The organism is Sorangium sp. So ce363 (genome assembly GCF_051520435.1).
GTDB lineage: Bacteria > Myxococcota_A > Polyangia > Polyangiales > Polyangiaceae > Sorangium > Sorangium cellulosum_B.
Window position 1 is genome coordinate 5,162,379 of sequence record NZ_CP150333.1, and the last position, 17,399, is coordinate 5,179,777.

The following is a 17,399-nucleotide window of genomic DNA, read 5'->3' on the forward strand; positions in this document are numbered from 1 at the left end:
CTCACCTCTTCCTGCCCCCACGCTGAGGCGCGGCCGCGCGGCGCGGCCCGTAGACCGCTCGTAGATCCTTCGCGATCTCCCGGAGCCGCGCCCGCAGCGCCGCCGGCTCGACCACCTCGACGCCCCTGCCCAGCCCGACGATCTGCGAGACCGCGATCGACTCCCGCTCGAAGTCGACCGTCACGACGCTCGTCCCCTCGCGCCCGCGCTTTTCCCGCCCCCACCGCTCGTGCTCGCCGCCGGGCCGGACCCGCCGGAGCGCCTCTTCCCCCTCCCCGGTCACGCGCAACGTCACCACGTAGCTCGCCCTCTGCTCCGCGAAACGCCGGCTCAGGGCCTTCCAGCACGCCGCCAGGTCGAACCCCTCCGGCCGCGCAAACGTCGCTTCGAGGAGCCGCGCGCCCGCCACCCGCGCTCCCCGGAAGATGCTCGGCCCCCGCTCCGTCCCGGCGACGAGGTACCAGCGGTCGGCCTTGATCACGAGGCCATACGGCTCCACCACCCGCTCGCTCGCTTCCCCGTCGAAGTCCCGGTACGCGAGCCACACCTTGCGATCCTGCCAGACCCCCTCCCGCAGGACGTCGAGGTGCGGCACCACCTCCCTGCCCTGGAACCACCCCGACGCGTCCACGTGGAGCCGCTGCCGCGCGTGCTCGGCCAGCGACCGGTGCACGGCCGGCAGCGCCGCCGACAGCTTGATCAGCCCGCTCTCCAGCGCCGCCGAGAGCCCGATGTCGGCCAGCGCCCCGGGCGCAGCGACCGCCGCGAGCGCCTGCACCTCGGGCTGCGTCAGCCCGGTCAGGCTCGTCTGCCACCCCTCCGCCAGCGCGATCCCGCCGCTCGGGCCGCGCTGCGCATAGACGGGCACGCCCGCGGACGACAGCGCGTCGAGGTCCCGGTAGATCGTCCGCGCGGAGACCTCCAGGCGGCGCGCCAGGTCCTCGGCCGTCAGCTGCCGGCTCTTCGCCCGCTGCAAGAGCAACATCAAGCTGAGCAGCCGATCCGCACGCATGACCGTCCGTGGCTCCCGACCCCGAAATGACCCGCCCGAGAGGCTACGCGCAATTCATGACAGGAGATGTCAGGAATTCGCCCGTAGCGTCGCAGGACGACCGGAGCAGGCCGGAATGCAAGGGCGCGCGCCGCAGGAGCCCGCGCGCCCGCCGAGCCGCCGGTCCCCAAGGAGGAGACACCGTATGAGACCGCTCGAAGGACAGATCGCCCTCGTCGCCGGAGCCACGCGCGGCGCGGGGCGCGCCATCGCGTGCTCGCTCGGCGAGGCCGGCGCCACGGTCTATTGCACAGGACGCAGCGTCCGGGGTCGGCCCGCCACGGGCCAGCGCCCCGAGACCATCGAGGAGACCGCCGAGCTCGTGGCCGCGGGAGGAGGGCGCGGCGTCGCCGCGCAGGTCGACCACACCGTCGAGGAGCAGGTCGAGGCGCTCTGCGCCCGGATCCGGCAGGAGCAAGGGAGGCTCGACGTCCTGGTCAACGATGTGTGGGGCGGCGATGAGCTCACCGAGTTCGGCCAGCCGTTCTGGAAGCTCTCCCTGCCCAGCGGGAAGCTCCTGCTCGAGCGGGCCGTCACCTCGCACATCATCACGAGCCGCCACGCGGTGCCGCTCATGCTCGAGCGCGATCGCGGCCTCATCGTCGAGATCACCGACGGCGACCACTTCGGCTACCGCGGCAACCTCTTCTACGACCTGGCAAAGATGTCGGTCATCCGCCTGGCCTTCGCCATGGCCTGGGAGCTGCGCCGCCACCCCGCCATGACGGCGCTCGCGGTGACGCCCGGCTTCCTGCGCTCGGAGGCCATGCTCGACCACTTCGGCGTCACGGAGGCGAACTGGCGAGACGCCGCCGAGAAGGACCCGCACTTCATCGAATCGGAGACGCCGTTCTACGTCGGCCGCGCGGTCGCGGCGCTCGCCGCCGATCCGCACGTCGCGACGAAGTCCGGCCGCGTGTTCAGCTCGTGGGATCTCGCGAGGGAGTACGGGCTCACCGACGTCGACGGCCGGAGGCCCCACTGGGGCGAGTACTTCGAGCGGCACCTCGGCCGGTACAACAGGGCCGGCGAGGCCGCCTATGCCAGCTGGTTCAACGGCCCGATGGAGCTCGCGTGCCCCGACTGGCCCAAGGAGTGAACGGCGCGGCGGCCGCCGCCTCGAGCAGCGGCCGCCGCGTCGGGCGGCGGCCGCAGGGGCCGGCGCGGCCGTCTCAGTGGGCGTAGGGCTCGCCGCGAAGCAGGGTCATCGCGCGGTAGAGCTGCTCGATCAGCACGAGCCGCGCGAGGCGGTGCGGGAACGTGAGCGGCGACAGGCTCCACCGGTCGTCCGCCGCGGCGGACACGTCGGGCGGCAGCCCGTCCGCACCCCCGATCAGGAACGCGACCACCCCCTTGCCGCGCGAGCCCCAGCGCTCGACGCCGGCCGCGAACGCCTCGCTGCCGAGCGCCTTGCCGCCCACCTCCATGGCGATGACGCTCGCCCCCGCCGACGCGCGCGCAAGGAGCGGCCCGACCTTCGCCGGCGGGCCGTCCTGGATCTCGATCTCGTCGCACGCCACGTAGCGGCGGATGCGGCCGAGGTACTCGTCCATCGCCGCGCGCAGCGGCTTGTCCTTCACGCGCCCGACGGCGGCGACGACGAGTCGCACGGCGCGCTCAGCTCGGATCGAACCGCGGGGCGGGCTGCGCCCCCGGCGGCAGGGTCTCCTCCGGGACCGGGACGCGCCCCGCGTCGATCCAGAGCCCCTCGATGTCGTAGAGGCGGCGCGTATCCTCCTGGAACACGTGCACCACCACGTCGCCGAAATCGATGAGCACCCAGGTCGCCGCGGCGAGGCCCTCCATCGAGAGCGGCGCGAGCTTCTGCTTGCGCACCGCCTCCTCCAGCCCCGTCGCGATCGCGTGGACGTGCCTGTCCGAGCGGCCGGTCATGATCACGAGGTAGTCCGCGTAGTCGACGCGCCCCACGACCTCCAGGATCTCGACGCCGATCGCCTTCTTGTCGAGCCCCGCCGCGGCGAGCGTCAGCGCGAGCTCGCGCGCGGGGGCCGAAGGCTCGGGGACGGGCGGCGGCGTGCTCCGGCGCGAGCCGGCGCGCTTCGGGCCCGCGAGCGGCGACTTGCTCCGCGCGGGCGACCGCCCCGCGAGCGGCAGCACCGCCTTCGCGCCGCCCTCGCCGCCGCCCCGCGCGACCCGCGGGGCCGGCGCGTCGCCGTCGTCGCGCGCCGGACGCCGCGCCCTCGGAGCCGGCCGATCCGCCGGGATCGGCCGCGCCGCGCGCTCCAGCGGCTCCGCCTCGCCGCCCGCGCGGCGCGCGCGGACCACCTTCTTCGCGCCGGGCTCGCCGACGCCCGCGTGGGAGGCGCGGATCCGGGGCGACGCCGGCCGCTTCGGCTTCGCCGCGGACGACGCTCGACCGGCCGCGCCCGCCTTGGCCGTGGTCGCCTTCTTCCGCGCCGGCGCGTTCCGCGCCGGCGCGCGCGGCTCCGCGCCCTCGCTCGCCTTCGACCCCGACTTCGCCCGCGGCTTGCCGCTCCCCTCGCCTGCGTCCTTCTTGCTCGCCAACGTTCTCTCGCTTTCTTGCGCCCGTCGATGACGGGCGCCACTCGTCTCGCCCGCGTCAGCGGGTCTGGCCCTCGCCGTACGCGATCCACTTGAGCGTCGTCAGGCTCGCGAGCCCCATCGGGCCGTAGGCGTGGAGCTTCGTCGTGGAGATGCCGATCTCCGCGCCGAGGCCGAGCTCGCCGCCATCGTTGAACCGGGACGACGCGTTCACGAGCACGCAGCTCGCGTCGACCTCGCGCAGAAACCGCTGCGCGTGGTCGTAGCGGGGCGTGCAGATCACCTCGGTGTGCATCGAGCCGTAGCGGCCGATGTGCTCGATCGCCTCGTCGAGCGACCTCACGACCCGGACCGCGAGGACGGGCGCGAGGAACTCCCGCCCGTAGTCGTCCTCCGCGGCCTTGCGCGCCGACGGCACGAGCGCGCAGGTGGCGGCGTCGCCGCGCAGCTCGAGCCCGCGCTCCGAGAGGGCGGCCACGCGCCCGAGCAGCGGCGCCGCGACGCTCTCGTGGACGAGCAGGCACTCCAGCGCGTTGCAGACGCCGGGGCGCTGGAGCTTGCCGTTCTCGACGAGGCGGTAGGTCATCTCGACGTCGCAGCCGGCGTCGGCGTAGAGGTGGTTCACGCCCTTGTAGTGCTGGATCACCGGGACACGCGCGTTCTCGGCCACGAACCGGATGAGCCCCTCGCCGCCGCGCGGGATGGCCAGATCGATCATGCCGGTCAGGCCGAGCAGGATCCGCGTGGCCTCGCGGTCGAGCGAGGGGACCATCTGCACGGCGTCGGCCGGCAGCCCGACCGAGCGCAGCGCGTCCGAGATCAGCTCGCCGAGGGCCGCGTTCGAGCGCGCCGCCTCCTTGCCGCCCCGGAGGATCGCGGCGTTGCCGCTCTTCAGGCAGAGCACCGCGGCGTCGACCGTCACGTTGGGGCGCGACTCGTAGATCATCGCGATCACGCCGAGCGGGACGCGCACCTGCCCGACGAGGAGCCCGTTCGGCCGCCGCTCCATCCCGACGACTTGCCCGACCGGGTCGCTGGCGGCGGCGACCTCGAGCACCGCGCCGGCGATCGCCACGAGCCGCGCCTCGTCGAGCACGAGCCGGTCGACGAGCGCCTCGGACACGCCGGCGGCGCGCGCCGCGGCCACGTCCTCGGCGTTCGCGGCCAGCACCGCGGAGCGCTTGCCCTCGCCGGCCTCGGCGCGCAGCCGCTCGGCGATGGCGCGCAGCGCGCGGTCCTTCTGGGCCCTGTCCAGCGGGGCGAGGGCGCGGGCAGCCGTCCGGGCGCGCTGGCAGAGCGCGCGAAGCGTGCCCTCTAGATCGATGTTGCTCTGTTCCACAGCGGGAACCTAGCTCGCCTCCCTGCGCGGGCCAACCGTTCTCCTGCGCGTCCATGCTAGCGTACCCGCCGTGTCCGGCGATCTCCGAAGCTCGAGCCAGGCGTCGTTCGCACCCCGCTCCCGAGACGCCCGCCGCGCCCCCACGAGGAGCGCCGCTGCCCGCCCGCGGCGCGGCGCGGCGCTCCTCGCGGGGGCGCTCCTCGCCGTGATCGCGCCGGCGTGCCGCGGCTCGGACGCAGGCGCGGACGCGCCCGCCACGGCGAGCACCGGCATCCCCCTCGCGGCGCCGGGCGCGCTGGGGGCGCCGCTCGAGGCGCCGCCGGCGGCCCCCTCCGTCCCCTCCTTGCCGTTCGCCGATCCGGAGGGGCTCCAGGTCCCGCCCGATCCGGCCGGCCCTCCCGAAATACCGCCGTATCGTGCTCCTCCCGGGAACACCGGGGGGAGCGGAGTGGAGCTATGACACGCGCCCGCCACGCCTCGCCGATCGCCGCGCTCGCCGCGATCCTCGCCGCGCACCTCGCCGCGGCGTGCTCCTCCGCCGCGCCGAAGCCGCTCCCGCCCGGTCCGCCGCCCGAGTACGAGCGCCCGCGCGTGTACGACGGCGGCGTCGGCGACGCGCCGTCCGCGCCGCCGGACGAGCCGGATGCGACCGACGCGACGCCGGGCGCGCCGCTGCTCGCCCCGTCGCCGGGCGCGCCGCCCGCGTCCACGCAGCCGCCGCCCACCACGCCGCCGCCGCCGCCCACGCAGCCGTAGCGCCGTGCGCCGCGAGCGGGCGTGCGGCGAGCGCCTCGGCCGCGCGACTCTGGCGGATCCAGCCCCGCCATGCTAGCGGCAGCCATGCTCTCACCCCGGCGGGACTTCGTCGTCATCCTCGATTTCGGCTCTCAGTACACGCAGCTCATCGCCCGGCGCGTGCGCGAGTCTGGCGTCTACTGCGAGATCCACCGCTTCGACGTGCCCATCGCCGAGCTGCGCCGGCTCGCCCCGCGGGCGCTCATCCTCTCGGGCGGCCCCGCCAGCGTGTACGGAGACAACGCGCCTCGCTGTTCCCGGGAGGTGCTGGAGCTCGGCGTCCCGACGCTGGGCATCTGCTACGGGCTCCAGCTCATGGCGTATCACCTCGGCGGCAAGGTCGAGCGCGCGCACACGGGGGGCGAGTACGGCCCCGCGGCGGTGCGCGTCGAGCGCCCGACGGGCATCTTCTCGCGCTTCGCCGAGGGCGACGCCATCGACGTCTGGATGAGCCACGGCGATCGGCTCACCGCGATGCCGGAGGGGTTCGTGTCGCTCGGCACCACGACCGGCAGCCCGCTCTGCGCCGTCGCCCGCGAGCGCGACAAGCTCTACGGCCTCCAGTTCCACCCCGAGGTCGTCCACACGCCGCGCGGCAAGGAGATCCTCCAGTCCTTCCTGTTCGACGTCGCCGGCCTGTCACCGACCTGGACGCCCGCGTCGTTCGTGGAGGAGGCGATCGCCGCGGTCCGCGAGAAGGCCGGGCCGAGCGACCGCGTCATCCTGGGCCTCTCGGGCGGGGTCGACTCGTCGGTCGCCGCCGTGCTCTGCCAGCGCGCCCTCGGCGACCGGCTGACGTGCATCTTCGTCGACAACGGCCTGCTTCGTGAGGGGGAGGCGGAGAGCGTCGAGCGGACCTTCCGCGGCCACTTCCACATGAACCTCGACGCCGTCGACGCGTCGGCGCGGTTCCTCGAGGGGCTGCGCGGCGTCGTGGATCCCGAGCAGAAGCGCAAGGTGATCGGCCGCCTCTTCATCGAGGTGTTCGAGGAGGAGGCGAAGCGGGTCCATGGCGCGAAGTGGCTCGTCCAGGGCACGCTCTACCCCGACGTGATCGAGAGCGTCTCGTTCAAGGGGCCGAGCGCCGTCATCAAGAGCCACCACAACGTCGGCGGCCTGCCCGAGCGGATGAACCTCGGCCTGATCGAGCCCCTGCGGGAGCTCTTCAAGGACGAGGTGCGGGCCGCCGGCGAGGCGCTCGGCATGCCGCGGGACATCCTGTACCGCCAGCCGTTCCCCGGCCCGGGGCTCGCGGTGCGGTGCCTCGGCGAGGTGACGCCGGAGAAGCTCCGCGTGCTCAGGGAGGCCGACGCCATCTTCGACCAGGAGATCCGCGCCGCCGGGCTCTACGAGTCGCTCTGGCAGAGCTTCTGCGTGCTCCTCCCTGTGCGCTCCGTGGGCGTGATGGGCGATGAGCGCACCTACGACGAGGCGATCGCGCTCCGCGCGGTGCACTCGACCGACGGGATGACGGCCGACTGGGCGCGGCTGCCCTACGACCTCATCGCCCGGGTGAGCTCGCGCATCATCAACGAGGTGCGCGGCGTGAACCGCGTGGTGCTCGACGTGTCCTCGAAGCCGCCCTCGACGATCGAGTGGGAGTGACGATGGCCAGCGCGAGCGCGAAGCGGACGCGCGCCACGGCGGCGCTCCTGATGCTCGGGCTGTCGGCGTGCGTCGCGCGGGCTCCGGCGACGGTCTCGCTGCGGGTGAAGGGGAACGTGCCCGACGCGTCGGTCACCATCGACGACCAGTACATCGGCGCGCTCGCTTACGTCGCCGCCCACGGCGTCGCGCTGCCGCCCGGCGCGCACCGGATCACCGTGGAGAAGGCCGGCTACTTCGCCTGGGACCGCCTGGTCGAGGCCAGGAGCGGCGCCCCGCCGATCCACCTCCAGGTGCAGCTCACGCCCGTGCCGGATTGACGACCTCGCGGGGCCGGCACCGGCCGGCCCTGGCGCAGCCGCACCCTCACCGGGGCGCACGCGCGAGAGCACAGGACGAAATCATCTCCACGCGGTCTCCGTAATCCATGTGGTGGATGCACGCGGCATCCATCCCGATCTCCACTTTACGGGGGACCGAATCATGCCGAATCGGAGCAGTCCGAAGGCGCGCGTGACGAAGACGCGCGCGCCTTCCATGAACAAATCAGCTCGGCGCGCCCGCCGGTGCGCCACCCTCGAGGTGTGCGGCCCCGAGAGCTGTCGTCCGGGAGGCCGCCTGTTTCACGCCCTGTGCGATCTCGCCGATCGCTTCCTGCAACGCCGGGGAGATCCGCGGGCGATGCAGCTGGGCACCGTGCTGTTTTATGTCGCATTCCACAGCGCTCGAGCCGCCGAGGACGACGACTTTCGCCTCTCTCTCCGGACCTCCCTGGACATGCTCGTCGAGCTCGAGCCGGTCGAGCGCTGGCTCCGGCCGCCACCGGCGTTCGATGTGCCATCCGGACGACCTGCGCCGCGCCCCTACCCCGCCTGCGCCGGCGCGGAGCTCCCGGCGCCACGAGGCTCCGGATGACGCCGCCGCGCTCCTCGCCGTCCGCGCCGCCGTCCGCGCCGGCGCGCCCGTCGTTCGAGACGGTCTATGCCGTGGGCTTGCCGTTCCTTCATCACGCGCTCCGCTGGCTGGGTGTCTCGGTGAACGATCTGGACGACATGCTCCAGGAGGTCTTCCTCGCGGCCTATCGGGGCCTGGCGAGCTACGAGCCATGGCGTTTCCACGCGGCCCCTGCGGGCGGGCTCGCCGCGGCAGGACCGCCGCCCCTTCGCATCACGCCCGAGGCGGCGCTGCATCGATGGCTGTTCGGCATCGCATGGAGAAAGACGAGCCACTACCACGCGCGCGCTCACCGGCGTCGCGAGATCCCCTCCGGGGCCGGCGTGTCCTGGCCGTTCGACGGGTGCGCCCCGGCACCGACGCCCGAGCAGTCACTGGCGGGCGCGGACCGCGCCGAGATCGTGACGGCGCTGCTGCTGAAGATCGCGCCCGAGCGGCGCGTGATCCTCGTCATGTACGATCTCCTCGGCGTCGCGGTGGCCGACATCGCCGGCGAGCTCTCGCTCAACGAGAACACGGTCCGCTCCCGCCTGCGCCTCGCCCGCGAGGACTTCCGCGCCGCCGTCGCGCGTCAGTCGGCCGAGCGCCGCAGCGCCCTGTGCGCCCTCACCGCGTCGGAGCGCCCCCTCCACACGAGCGCCGCAACCATGCTCCACACCGTGCGCGCGTTCCCTCCCGTCCCCGCGCCCGCTGCACGCGCGCTCTGGCGCCGCCTCCAGCAGCGGCTCGACGAGCGCGCTGCCATTGCCAGGACCGCCCCGCCGGCGCCGTGGTAAGGACCAGCGAGCCAGCGCCACCAATGCACGAACGATAGGGACAGAACGCAACACGCACGGCGCCGCACACACCCACGCGACCAAGCGACGGCAGACGAGACGGTAAGACGAGAGCGAAGAATACGAAGCGGGCGACCCCACTGACAGCTTGACGCCCCCGCACGTTTGTGTAGTCTCCGCCGCCCTCGCAGAGAAAGTCCTACGATCATGGCCAATACTCCGAAGTGGAATGTCCGTCTGCGTCACGAATGGCTCGCCACCCCGCTCAAGAAGAAGCGCTTGAAGCGCTGCCAGAAGGCGCGGATCGGCCTGCTCGATGCGGAGCAGCGCAAGGCTGCCAAGCAGAAGCCCGTCCAGGTCGAGCAGCCCGCGAGCTGACCGGCTGACCACCGTTACGCACCGCGCGACACTTGCCAGCCCGGCCGCGCGAACACCTCGACATCACGTGCCGATCGCGGTTCCGCAGGTCGGCGCCCTCGCGCGGCGCGATCCGTGGTAGCGTCGCCTCGCGGTGTTCGCCCGCGCGTTGGCGACGACTCGTCGATCCTCACCTCTGGTGAGGTTCGACCCGGATCCATGGGAGCGAGGCCCTGAGCGTGTCGGATTCGAGCTTTTCGCCCGGTCGCTCGGGCACTCCTGCCGTGCCTTCGTCTCGCTCTGCAGGGGGCGAGGAAGGCGACGGACCCACCCGCGTCATGAGCGACACGGAGCGGCAGGCCGCGCTTGCCGCCGTGCGCGGAGCGCAGGCCGCGGCCGCCGCCGCTGCGGTCACCTCTACGACCGCGGAGACGGTTCGCCCTCCGCCGCCCCCTCCCTCCGCGTCGGGCGCGGCGGCGCACGAGCTGGCCGCCGAGACGGTCCGCCCCGCTGCGCTCCCCAAGGGGCTCGCAGCGGCGGCCGCGCACGACGCGACCGCCGACACGGTCCGTCCACCCGCTCCTCCCACGGGGAGCGCGGCGAGCCCTGCGGAGAGCGCGGCGGACGGGCAGCCGGCGGAGGCGGACCCGCTCGTCGGCACCACGGTGGCGGGCGCGTACCACGTCATCCGCCTGCTCGGCGAAGGCGGCATGGGCCGCGTCTACGAGACGCACCACACCCGCATCCCGGGCAAGCGGTTCGCGCTGAAGACGCTCCACCCCGAGCTCGCCCAGCAGCCCACCGTCCTCGCGCGGTTCCAGCGCGAGGCCGAAGCCGCAGCGTCGATCCGGAGCCCGCACATCGTCGAGATCTTCGACGTGAACCGGCTGAGCGACGGCCGGCCGTGCATCATCGCCGAGTACCTGGATGGCAAGGGCCTCGACGAGCTCCTCGCAGGGTCGGGAGGGCGGCTGCCGGCCGGCGCCGCGGTGCGGATCGCGCGCGAGGTGTGCGACGGCATCGCGGCCGCGCACGCCGCGGGCATCGTGCACCGGGACATCAAGCCGGAGAACATCTTCCTCACGGGCGACCCCGCGTGTCCGACCGTGAAGATCCTCGATTTCGGCATCTCGAAGACCTCCGCGCCGTCCACGCTCACGAGGACCGGTATGGTGCTCGGAACGCCGGCGTACATGGCGCCGGAGCAGGCGAAGGGGGACGAGATCGACCCTCGGGCCGACATCTACGCGGTGGGGGCGGTCCTCTACCACGCGCTCACCGGGCAGCGCCCCTTCGAGCGCAGCGACCCGACGGCAGTGCTCCTCGCCGTCATGACGGAGGAGCCGCCGCCGCCGCGATCGCTCAACCCGGACATCCCGCCGGGCCTGGAGGCCGTCGTCCAGCGCGCCATGGCGAAGCAGAGAGAGGACCGCCACGCCTCGATGGGCGAGCTCGCAAGCGAGCTCGCGCCCTACGAGGAAGCGGCCGCGCCCGGGCCGCCCAGCGCTCGCGCGTCGCTCGCGCGCGCGTCCGTGGTGCTCGGGCGGCCTTACGCGCTCTCGCACGCCTTCGGCCTGCCCGGCTCGGCGTCGTCCGAGGCGTACCTGACGCGGCAGATGGTCTTCCTCGCGGTGAGCCTCGGCCTTGGGTGGCTCGGCGCGGGCCTCGTCAGCTGCCTCGCCGGCTTCGCGCGCGCGGCGCGCGGCGACGCCGCCGCGCTGTCGGGCCAGGGCGCCACCCTGCTCACGCTCGGGATCCTGTGCGCCCTGTTCGGCGTCGGGCTTCTCGGCGGCTTCTATGTCTTTCGGCGTGTCTGGCGGGACGACGCCCGGATGAGCGCGCTCGCGCCGCGGCTCACGACGCCCGTCGTGCTCGCCCTCGTGGCCTACGGGGCCGCGTCGCTGCTCGTGCGGCTCGTGGAGGCCGTGCTCCTGCAGCGCGCCATCGGCATCGCATGGCCGGTCTGGGACGCGCTGCTCTTCCTCATCAGCGTGCTCGCCGCGGGCGCTGCCGCCCTGTTCCAGTGGCGAGGACAGCGGCGATGAGCCCGCGGCCGGGCCGCCGGACGCGGGCCATGGGCCGCTGTCCGGGCGTGTGTTAGGGGAGCAGGCCATGCCAGCGCAGGCATCTGGGACGAGCGCCCGCCAGGCCAGCACCCCCGGCAGACCGGGCACACAGGCGGGAACAACCACCGTGCTCGGCGCAGGCGGCAACGCCTCGGGCTCGCGCGCCTCCCTGCTGGCGCGGACGCCGCCCGCGGCGCTCTGGCTCGTCACGGGCGCGGCTGCGCTCGTCGCCGTCGTGTTCACCGCGGCGCTGCTGCGCGACGGCGTCTCGCTCTCCCGGCTCGAGGCGGCCTCGCTCGCAGAGCGCGCGCCACCGTCGAGCTCCGGCCTCCGGCGTCCGGTCGCGCCGCGACCTTCCGATGCTGTCCCCGCCGACGAGCTCGCCACAGCGACCGCGGGCGGCGTGCTCGCGCTGGAGGCGCTCGCCTCGCGCTACCCGAAGGATCCGGTGATCTTCCGCGCGCTGATGCTGCGCCACGCGCTCCCGCCGCCTTACCACGCCGCCGCGCTCGCCGCGGCGAAGCGGCTGCTGGAGCTCGATCCGGGGGCGGCGGCCGACGACGACGTGAAGCGCATCGTCTCGAGCGCCGCCGGCGGACCGCCCGAGGCGGCCTCGGCTGCGCTCGACCTGATGGCGACCGGCATGGGGAGCCACGGGGCGGATCTGCTCTACGAGCTCGCGGTGGGCAGCTCCGCGCTGAAGGAGCGCGCCGCGAAGCGGCTCGCGGAGGCCGCGGTCCTGGGGCGGGCGACGCCCGCGCTGCGCATCGCCCACGAGCTCCGGATCGCGCCCTCCTGCAAGGCGAGGCAGGCCTTGCTGGCGCGCGCGACGACCGATGGCGATCGGCGCGCCGTCGATGTCCTCGCGCCGCTCGTCACCAGCAAGGGCAAGGGGTGCGGCTTTCTGGGCATGAGCCGGTGCGCGGCGGCGTGCGCCTCGATCGCGGGAGAGATCAAGGCGGCGATCCAGGCGATCGAGGCGCGCACCGGGCCATCGCCCCGGGCGGCCGACGCGCCTGCGAGCCGATGACCGCGCCTGCGTGCCGATGACCGCGCCTGCGAGCCGATGACCGCGCCTGCGAGCCGATGACCGCGCCTGCGAGCCGATGACCGCGCCTGCGAGCCCATCGTCTCACGCTCGAATCGATGACGTTGACCGAGGGTTGCGCAGGTGGGAGCCTTGCCATAGTAGGGCTCAACTCATGTACGTTCCTGCTCAACCCTGGTCGCCGGACTCATGGCGTGAACGGTTCAACGCTGCGCCGCTCCCCTATGACGATCCCGATGCCGTCCAGGTGGCCGTCGAAAAGCTCCGGGCGCTGCCGCCGCTCGTGACCTCGTGGGAGGTCGAGCGACTCAAAGGCTATCTGGCCGAAGCGCAGCTCGGCCGCCGGTTCGTGCTCCAGGGGGGAGACTGCGCGGAGACGCTCGACGACTGCCGCCCGAACATCGTCACGAACAAGCTCAAGATCCTGCTCCAGATGTCGCTCGTGCTGGTGCACGGCGCCCGCCGGCCGGTGGTGCGCCTCGGGCGCTTTGCCGGGCAGTACGCCAAGCCGCGCTCCAGCCCGGTCGAGACGCGCGATGGCGTGAGCTTGCCCAGCTATTTCGGGGATCTCATCAATCGCGCTCCCTTCGACGCCACCGCCCGGCGCCCCGATCCAAACCTGATGATCGCGGGATACCAGCACGCGGCGATCACCCTGAATTTCATCCGTTCCCTGTCGGAGGGCGGCTTCGCCGATCTGCACCACCCGGAGTACTGGGACCTGAGCTTCCTCGAGCGGGCGGACCTGCCCGGGGAGCTGCGCGAGCGATACCAGCGGATGACAGAGCAGGTCGGGGAGGCCCTTCGGTTCATGGAGGCGCTCGCGGAGGTGCCGGTCGGGGAGCTCTCGCGGGTCGAGTTCTTCACGAGCCATGAAGGGCTCCACCTGCACTACGAGTCCGCGCAGACGCGGAAGGTCGCGCGCCGGCCTGGCTTCTACGATCTGACGACCCACCTGCCCTGGATCGGCGAGCGCACGCGGCAGCCGGACGGCGCCCACGTCGAGTTCTTCAGCGGCGTGGAGAACCCGCTGGGCATCAAGCTCGGCCCGAAGACGCTCCGCGACGACGTGATCCGCCTCCTCGACCGGCTCAACCCGGCGGACGAGCCGGGCAAGATCGTGCTCATCGTGCGCATGGGCGCGGGCCGCGTGCGCGACGGGCTCCCGCCGCTCATCGAGGCGGTGCGGTCCGCGGGGCGCAAGGTGCTCTGGATGTCCGATCCGATGCACGGCAATACCCAGACGACGTCCAGCGGGATCAAGACACGGAATTTCGAGGATATCCTCACCGAGATCGAGGCGAGCTTCGAGGTGCACGAATCCATGGGATCCCACCTCGGCGGCGTCCACTTCGAGCTCACGGGCGACGATGTCACCGAGTGCGTCGGGGCGGGGCTCACGGAGTCCGATCTCGACCAGCGCTACGCCAGCCTGTGCGACCCGAGGCTGAATTACCGCCAGTCGCTCGAGATGGCGTTCCGCATCGCCCACCGCATGGCGGAGGCCTCCCGACGCGCGAAGGGCTGAGTCGAGGGCAGGAGTCTCCTGCTGGCGTTCCGTCGAGACTGCCCAATGAACACCCGCAGGGGGTAGTTCGCCATGCAGACCATCTCGACGGAACAGGGTGAGAGCCGACAGGGCGGAGAGCAAGCCGCGACGGATGCCTCGCACGAGTGCCCGCAGCGCTCCGGCGCCAGCCCCACGCTGCTCGAACATTTCCTGCCTGAGGCCGATATCGTCGTGAACCACGCGATCGTGGTGATGGCGCCACCGGAGGTGACGTACGCCACGCTGAAGAGGGTGGATTTCGCGAGGAGCCGCTCTCTCCTCCTGCGCGCGGTCTTCGCGCTCCGCCTGGCCGCCGTGCGGCGCGCCCGGCGCAGGCTCCGCCTCGCGCCGCTCCCGGCGCGCGTGCGGATGTCGCTCCAGAACATCGAGGATTACGGCCAGTCCAAGCTTGCCGAAAAGGAGGGATCCGAGATCGTCATCGGCTCGATCGCGCGCCTGTTCAGCGTGGAGAGCCTGTTCACGAGGCGGACCGCCGCCGAGTTCAAGTCATTCGACTGCCCGGGTCACTTCAAGGCGGCGGCGAGCTTCGTCGTGATGCCCTACGGACAGCGCCGGACGCTGCTCGCCTACGAGGCGCGCATCCGCGCGACCGACACGCGGACGAGGCGGCGGCTGTTCCTCCTGGACGCGCTGACGGCGCCGCTCGGGAGGCTCGTCATGCGCCGGATGCTCCGCGTCGTCGCCAGGGTCGCCAAGTACCAGTGCGCGGCGCCGGCGCATCATCATCGCCAGCAGGCCACGTAGCGCGATCACTGGCGATCCGTCGAGACTACCCCAATGAATCACCGCAGGGGGTAGTTCGCCATGCAGACCATATCGAGAGAACAGGGTGAGTTCCGGCAGGGAGAGGGACAGGCCATGACGGGTGCCTCGCCCCAGGGCCAGCAGCGCTCCGGGGCTTGCCCCACGCTGCTTGAATATTTCCTGCCGGAGGCCGACATCGTCGTGACCCACAAGATCGTGGTGATGGCGACGCCGGAGGTGACGTACGCCGCGCTGAAGAGGGCGGATCTCGCGAAGAGCCGCTCTCTCCTGATGCGCGCGGTCATCGCGCTCCACCTGGCCAAGCTGCGCCGCGCCCGGAGCAGGCTCCGCCTCGCGCCGCTGCCCGCGCGCGCGCGGATGACGCTCCAGAACGTCGAGGACTACGGCGAGATCAAGCTGGCAGAGCGGGAGGGCTCCGAGATCGCCATCGGCACAATCGAGCGCCTGCTGAACACAGAGAGCCTGTTCACGAGGCGGACTCCCGCCGAGTTCATCGCGTTCGATTGCCCCGGGCACATCAAGGCGGTCGGGGGCTACGTGGTGACGGCCTACGGCCAGCGTCGGACGATGCTCTCGTACGAGGTACGGATCCGCGCGACCGACACGCGGACGAGGCGGCGGCTGTTCCTCCTGGACGCCCTGACAGCGCCGCTCATGAGGCGCTTCTCGCGTCAGATGCTCCGCTATATCGCGAGGGTCGCCGAGCGCCAGTGCGCCGAGCCGACGTACCGCCAGGCCACGTAGTCCCCTCGGTGTGCCGGGCGCGGGCCGCCGGCCGCGCGCCGGCCACGAGCGGGCGCGCGCGGCTCGCGCCCCCGCCGGGAGCGCTGCCGGGGCGCGCCTTGCGCCGCGGCCCTCGCTCGTGCACCCTACGCGGCGAAGGAGGCCCGCCATGCACCCCATTGCATCGACGAGCCTCGGCCTGACGCGCCGCTGAGCGCGCCGGCGAGGCTCACATCCCCGAGCTCATCTCGCGTGTCGCTGGAACCGCGCGGCCGACGCGTAGGTGCGTCACCGCGCCCTCGGGAGCATGGCATGGGCAAAGATCGATCGCGGAGCCGCGAACGCGCGCGCTCCGTCGTGGATGCAGGTTCGTTGTTCGGTGGGACGGCGGCGCGGAGCGCGCAGCGCAAGGAGCGCCAGCTCTGCCGTCAGGTGCAGGAGGCGGTGAGCGACGCGCTCGCCGCGCTCCGCGACGACGTCCTCCAGGACGTCTGGGTGATGGGTGTGGAGCCGGCGCCCGACGCCAGCCGGCTCGCGGTGGTCGTGCAGGTCAGGCCTGGCACGCCGCCGGAGGTGGCGGCGGCGCGGCTGGAGAAGGTGGCGGGCTACGTGCGCGCGGAGGTCGCGGGGGCGATCACCCGCAAGCGCGCGCCGACGCTCGCGTTTCAGGTGCTGCCGCCGGAGGGAGAGCCGTGAGCGCGCGCATCTCCGCGTGGCTCCCGGACGGCGCGAGCGCGGCGCTCAGCGCGTCGCTCTCGCGGCTCGCGCGCACCGACGACGTCGCGCACATCGCGGTCATGCCCGACGCGCACGTGGCCGACGACGTGTGCGTCGGCACGGTGACCGCCACGACCCGTCGCCTCTTGCCGGCGGCGGTCGGCGGCGACATCGGCTGCGGCATGGTCGCGCTGCGGCTCCGCGCGGACGCCGATCTGCTCGCGGATCGCGATCGCGCGGCGCAGCTCCTCTCCGCGCTGTGCCGCCGCGTCCCGCACCTGTTGCGCCCGGCCGCCGGCGCCCCGCCGCTGCCCGGCGATCTCGCCGAGGCGCGGCTCGGCGCGCCTCGCCTCGAGGCGATGAAGCACCGCGAGGGCCGGATGGAGCTGGGTACGCTCGGCCGGGGCAACCATTTCCTGGAGGTGCAACGCGACGAGGAGGGCGCGCTGTGGCTGCTCCTCCACAGCGGCTCGCGCGCCATGGGCCCGGCGATCCGGCAGCACCACGAGGCGCTCGCGGCGCGCGACCCGTCGGGCGTCCGCTTCCTCGACGCCGAGAGCGAGGCCGGGCGCGCGTACCTCGATGATGCAGCCTGGGCAGCGAGGTACGCGCGGGCGAGCCGCGCGCGGATGGTCACCGAGGCCCTCTCGCTCTTCGCCGAGCTGTTCGGCGTCGACGCCGACGCGTCGTCGCGCATCGAGATCGATCACAACCACGTCCGGCGCGAGGAGCACGGCGGACGCGCGCTGTGGGTGCACCGCAAGGGCGCCATGGGGCTCCGCGAGGGGGAGCCCGGCGTCGTGCCCGGGTCGATGGGGAGCCCGAGCTTCCACGTCGAGGGGCGCGGCCACCCCGAGGCGCTCGGCTCGTCAGCGCACGGCGCCGGGCGCGCGCTGCCGCGGGGCGAGGCGCGCCGCCGCATCGGCGCGCGGCAGCTGCTGCGCGAGGCCGAGGGCGTGTGGTTCGATCACCGCCTCGCGGACCGGCTGCGCGAGGAGGCGCCCTCGGCCTACAAGGACATCGGCGCGGTCATGCGGGCGCAACGCGACCTCGTGCGCGTCGTCCGCCGGCTCTGGCCGGTGCTCGTCTACAAGGCGCCATGAGCGGACC

The 17,399-nt window shown here is 73.2% G+C and carries 19 protein-coding genes; 15 read left to right on the forward strand and 4 right to left on the reverse strand.

What is annotated here, in order from left to right; translation table 11 throughout:
• Window position 1: 1 nt before the first annotated feature.
• Complete coding sequence (locus WMF12_RS19550) at window positions 2-1,012, reverse strand: helix-turn-helix transcriptional regulator (RefSeq protein WP_437873062.1); 1,011 nt, start codon at window positions 1,010-1,012, stop codon at window positions 2-4.
• A 184-nt stretch (window positions 1,013-1,196) separates the two neighbouring features.
• Here WMF12_RS19550 and WMF12_RS19555 point away from each other — a divergent pair, with 184 nt between their 5' ends.
• On the forward strand, window positions 1,197-2,150 hold the full coding sequence (locus WMF12_RS19555; RefSeq protein ID WP_437873063.1) for an SDR family oxidoreductase: 954 nt from the start codon (window positions 1,197-1,199) through the stop codon (window positions 2,148-2,150).
• 73 nt (window positions 2,151-2,223) lie between these two features.
• Here the strand turns inward: WMF12_RS19555 and WMF12_RS19560 are convergent, their stop codons facing one another.
• Genes WMF12_RS19560 through WMF12_RS19570 form a run of 3 tightly spaced genes read right to left on the reverse strand, consistent with a single transcriptional unit; the run spans window position 2,224 to window position 4,913 of the window.
• Complete coding sequence (locus tag WMF12_RS19560) at window positions 2,224-2,661, reverse strand: 23S rRNA (pseudouridine(1915)-N(3))-methyltransferase RlmH (RefSeq protein ID WP_012236304.1); 438 nt, start codon at window positions 2,659-2,661, stop codon at window positions 2,224-2,226.
• Window positions 2,662-2,668: 7 nt separating this feature from the next.
• A complete protein-coding gene (gene rsfS / locus WMF12_RS19565) occupies window positions 2,669-3,577 on the reverse strand; it encodes a ribosome silencing factor (RefSeq protein WP_437873064.1) in 909 nt (302 codons plus the stop codon).
• Window positions 3,578-3,632: 55 nt separating this feature from the next.
• Complete coding sequence (locus tag WMF12_RS19570; protein ID WP_437873065.1) at window positions 3,633-4,913, reverse strand: glutamate-5-semialdehyde dehydrogenase; 1,281 nt, start codon at window positions 4,911-4,913, stop codon at window positions 3,633-3,635.
• Window positions 4,914-4,983: 70 nt separating this feature from the next.
• Here WMF12_RS19570 and WMF12_RS19575 point away from each other — a divergent pair, with 70 nt between their 5' ends.
• From WMF12_RS19575 to WMF12_RS19640, 14 genes are all read left to right on the forward strand, one after another.
• A complete protein-coding gene (locus WMF12_RS19575; RefSeq protein WP_437747165.1) occupies window positions 4,984-5,373 on the forward strand; it encodes a hypothetical protein in 390 nt (129 codons plus the stop codon).
• Complete coding sequence (locus WMF12_RS19580; protein ID WP_437873066.1) at window positions 5,370-5,669, forward strand: hypothetical protein; 300 nt, start codon at window positions 5,370-5,372, stop codon at window positions 5,667-5,669. The genes WMF12_RS19575 and WMF12_RS19580 overlap by 4 nt, the downstream gene beginning before the upstream one ends.
• 69 nt (window positions 5,670-5,738) lie before the next feature.
• Window positions 5,739-7,313 carry a glutamine-hydrolyzing GMP synthase gene (gene guaA, locus WMF12_RS19585; protein ID WP_437747167.1) on the forward strand — a complete coding sequence of 525 codons (1,575 nt, stop codon included), beginning with the start codon at window positions 5,739-5,741 and terminating at the stop codon, window positions 7,311-7,313.
• A gap of 2 nt (window positions 7,314-7,315) precedes the next feature.
• The gene (locus WMF12_RS19590) at window positions 7,316-7,633 is read left to right on the forward strand and encodes a PEGA domain-containing protein (protein WP_437300722.1); all 318 of its coding nucleotides are present in this window, start codon (window positions 7,316-7,318) and stop codon (window positions 7,631-7,633) included.
• Between the two features lie 217 nt (window positions 7,634-7,850).
• Window positions 7,851-8,228 carry a hypothetical protein gene (locus tag WMF12_RS19595; protein WP_437873067.1) on the forward strand — a complete coding sequence of 126 codons (378 nt, stop codon included), beginning with the start codon at window positions 7,851-7,853 and terminating at the stop codon, window positions 8,226-8,228.
• On the forward strand, window positions 8,225-9,043 hold the full coding sequence (locus WMF12_RS19600; RefSeq protein ID WP_437873068.1) for an RNA polymerase sigma factor: 819 nt from the start codon (window positions 8,225-8,227) through the stop codon (window positions 9,041-9,043). Before WMF12_RS19595 ends, WMF12_RS19600 begins: the two co-directional genes overlap by 4 nt.
• Before the next feature lie 207 nt (window positions 9,044-9,250).
• The gene (locus WMF12_RS19605; protein ID WP_012236312.1) at window positions 9,251-9,421 is read left to right on the forward strand and encodes a hypothetical protein; all 171 of its coding nucleotides are present in this window, start codon (window positions 9,251-9,253) and stop codon (window positions 9,419-9,421) included.
• 317 nt (window positions 9,422-9,738) lie between these two features.
• Complete coding sequence (locus tag WMF12_RS19610; RefSeq protein ID WP_437873069.1) at window positions 9,739-11,445, forward strand: serine/threonine-protein kinase; 1,707 nt, start codon at window positions 9,739-9,741, stop codon at window positions 11,443-11,445.
• A gap of 67 nt (window positions 11,446-11,512) precedes the next feature.
• Window positions 11,513-12,496, forward strand: coding sequence for a hypothetical protein (locus WMF12_RS19615; RefSeq protein WP_437873070.1), 984 nt, complete (start codon window positions 11,513-11,515; stop codon window positions 12,494-12,496).
• Window positions 12,497-12,668: 172 nt separating this feature from the next.
• Window positions 12,669-14,042 (forward strand): 3-deoxy-7-phosphoheptulonate synthase class II, encoded by a 1,374-nt coding sequence (locus tag WMF12_RS19620; protein ID WP_437747173.1) that lies wholly within the window; start codon window positions 12,669-12,671, stop codon window positions 14,040-14,042.
• Between the two features lie 72 nt (window positions 14,043-14,114).
• Window positions 14,115-14,828, forward strand: coding sequence for a hypothetical protein (locus WMF12_RS19625; RefSeq protein ID WP_437873071.1), 714 nt, complete (start codon window positions 14,115-14,117; stop codon window positions 14,826-14,828).
• A 114-nt stretch (window positions 14,829-14,942) separates the two neighbouring features.
• Window positions 14,943-15,593, forward strand: coding sequence for a hypothetical protein (locus tag WMF12_RS19630; protein ID WP_437873072.1), 651 nt, complete (start codon window positions 14,943-14,945; stop codon window positions 15,591-15,593).
• A 336-nt stretch (window positions 15,594-15,929) separates the two neighbouring features.
• Window positions 15,930-16,268 carry a ribosome-binding factor A gene (locus WMF12_RS19635; RefSeq protein ID WP_437873073.1) on the forward strand — a complete coding sequence of 113 codons (339 nt, stop codon included), beginning with the start codon at window positions 15,930-15,932 and terminating at the stop codon, window positions 16,266-16,268.
• Complete coding sequence (locus tag WMF12_RS19640; protein WP_437873074.1) at window positions 16,265-17,392, forward strand: RtcB family protein; 1,128 nt, start codon at window positions 16,265-16,267, stop codon at window positions 17,390-17,392. Before WMF12_RS19635 ends, WMF12_RS19640 begins: the two co-directional genes overlap by 4 nt.
• Window positions 17,393-17,399: the final 7 nt, after the last annotated feature.

What these genes read in the sequence shown, in the direction of transcription:
- WMF12_RS19610 (WP_437873069.1), top strand. Translation starts at nt 9,739, where the DNA reads ATGAGCGACACGGAGCGGCAGGCCGCGCTTGCCGCCGTGCGCGGAGCG.
- WMF12_RS19555 (WP_437873063.1), top strand. Translation starts at nt 1,197, where the DNA reads ATGAGACCGCTCGAAGGACAGATCGCCCTCGTCGCCGGAGCCACGCGC.
- WMF12_RS19595 (WP_437873067.1), top strand. Translation starts at nt 7,851, where the DNA reads ATGAACAAATCAGCTCGGCGCGCCCGCCGGTGCGCCACCCTCGAGGTG.
- WMF12_RS19625 (WP_437873071.1), top strand. Translation starts at nt 14,115, where the DNA reads ATGCAGACCATCTCGACGGAACAGGGTGAGAGCCGACAGGGCGGAGAG.
- guaA (WP_437747167.1), top strand. Translation starts at nt 5,739, where the DNA reads ATGCTAGCGGCAGCCATGCTCTCACCCCGGCGGGACTTCGTCGTCATC.
- WMF12_RS19620 (WP_437747173.1), top strand. Translation starts at nt 12,669, where the DNA reads ATGTACGTTCCTGCTCAACCCTGGTCGCCGGACTCATGGCGTGAACGG.
- WMF12_RS19550 (WP_437873062.1), bottom strand. Translation starts at nt 1,012, where the DNA reads ATGCGTGCGGATCGGCTGCTCAGCTTGATGTTGCTCTTGCAGCGGGCG.
- WMF12_RS19605 (WP_012236312.1), top strand. Translation starts at nt 9,251, where the DNA reads ATGGCCAATACTCCGAAGTGGAATGTCCGTCTGCGTCACGAATGGCTC.
- WMF12_RS19630 (WP_437873072.1), top strand. Translation starts at nt 14,943, where the DNA reads ATGACGGGTGCCTCGCCCCAGGGCCAGCAGCGCTCCGGGGCTTGCCCC.
- WMF12_RS19590 (WP_437300722.1), top strand. Translation starts at nt 7,316, where the DNA reads ATGGCCAGCGCGAGCGCGAAGCGGACGCGCGCCACGGCGGCGCTCCTG.
- WMF12_RS19615 (WP_437873070.1), top strand. Translation starts at nt 11,513, where the DNA reads ATGCCAGCGCAGGCATCTGGGACGAGCGCCCGCCAGGCCAGCACCCCC.
- WMF12_RS19600 (WP_437873068.1), top strand. Translation starts at nt 8,225, where the DNA reads ATGACGCCGCCGCGCTCCTCGCCGTCCGCGCCGCCGTCCGCGCCGGCG.
- WMF12_RS19580 (WP_437873066.1), top strand. Translation starts at nt 5,370, where the DNA reads ATGACACGCGCCCGCCACGCCTCGCCGATCGCCGCGCTCGCCGCGATC.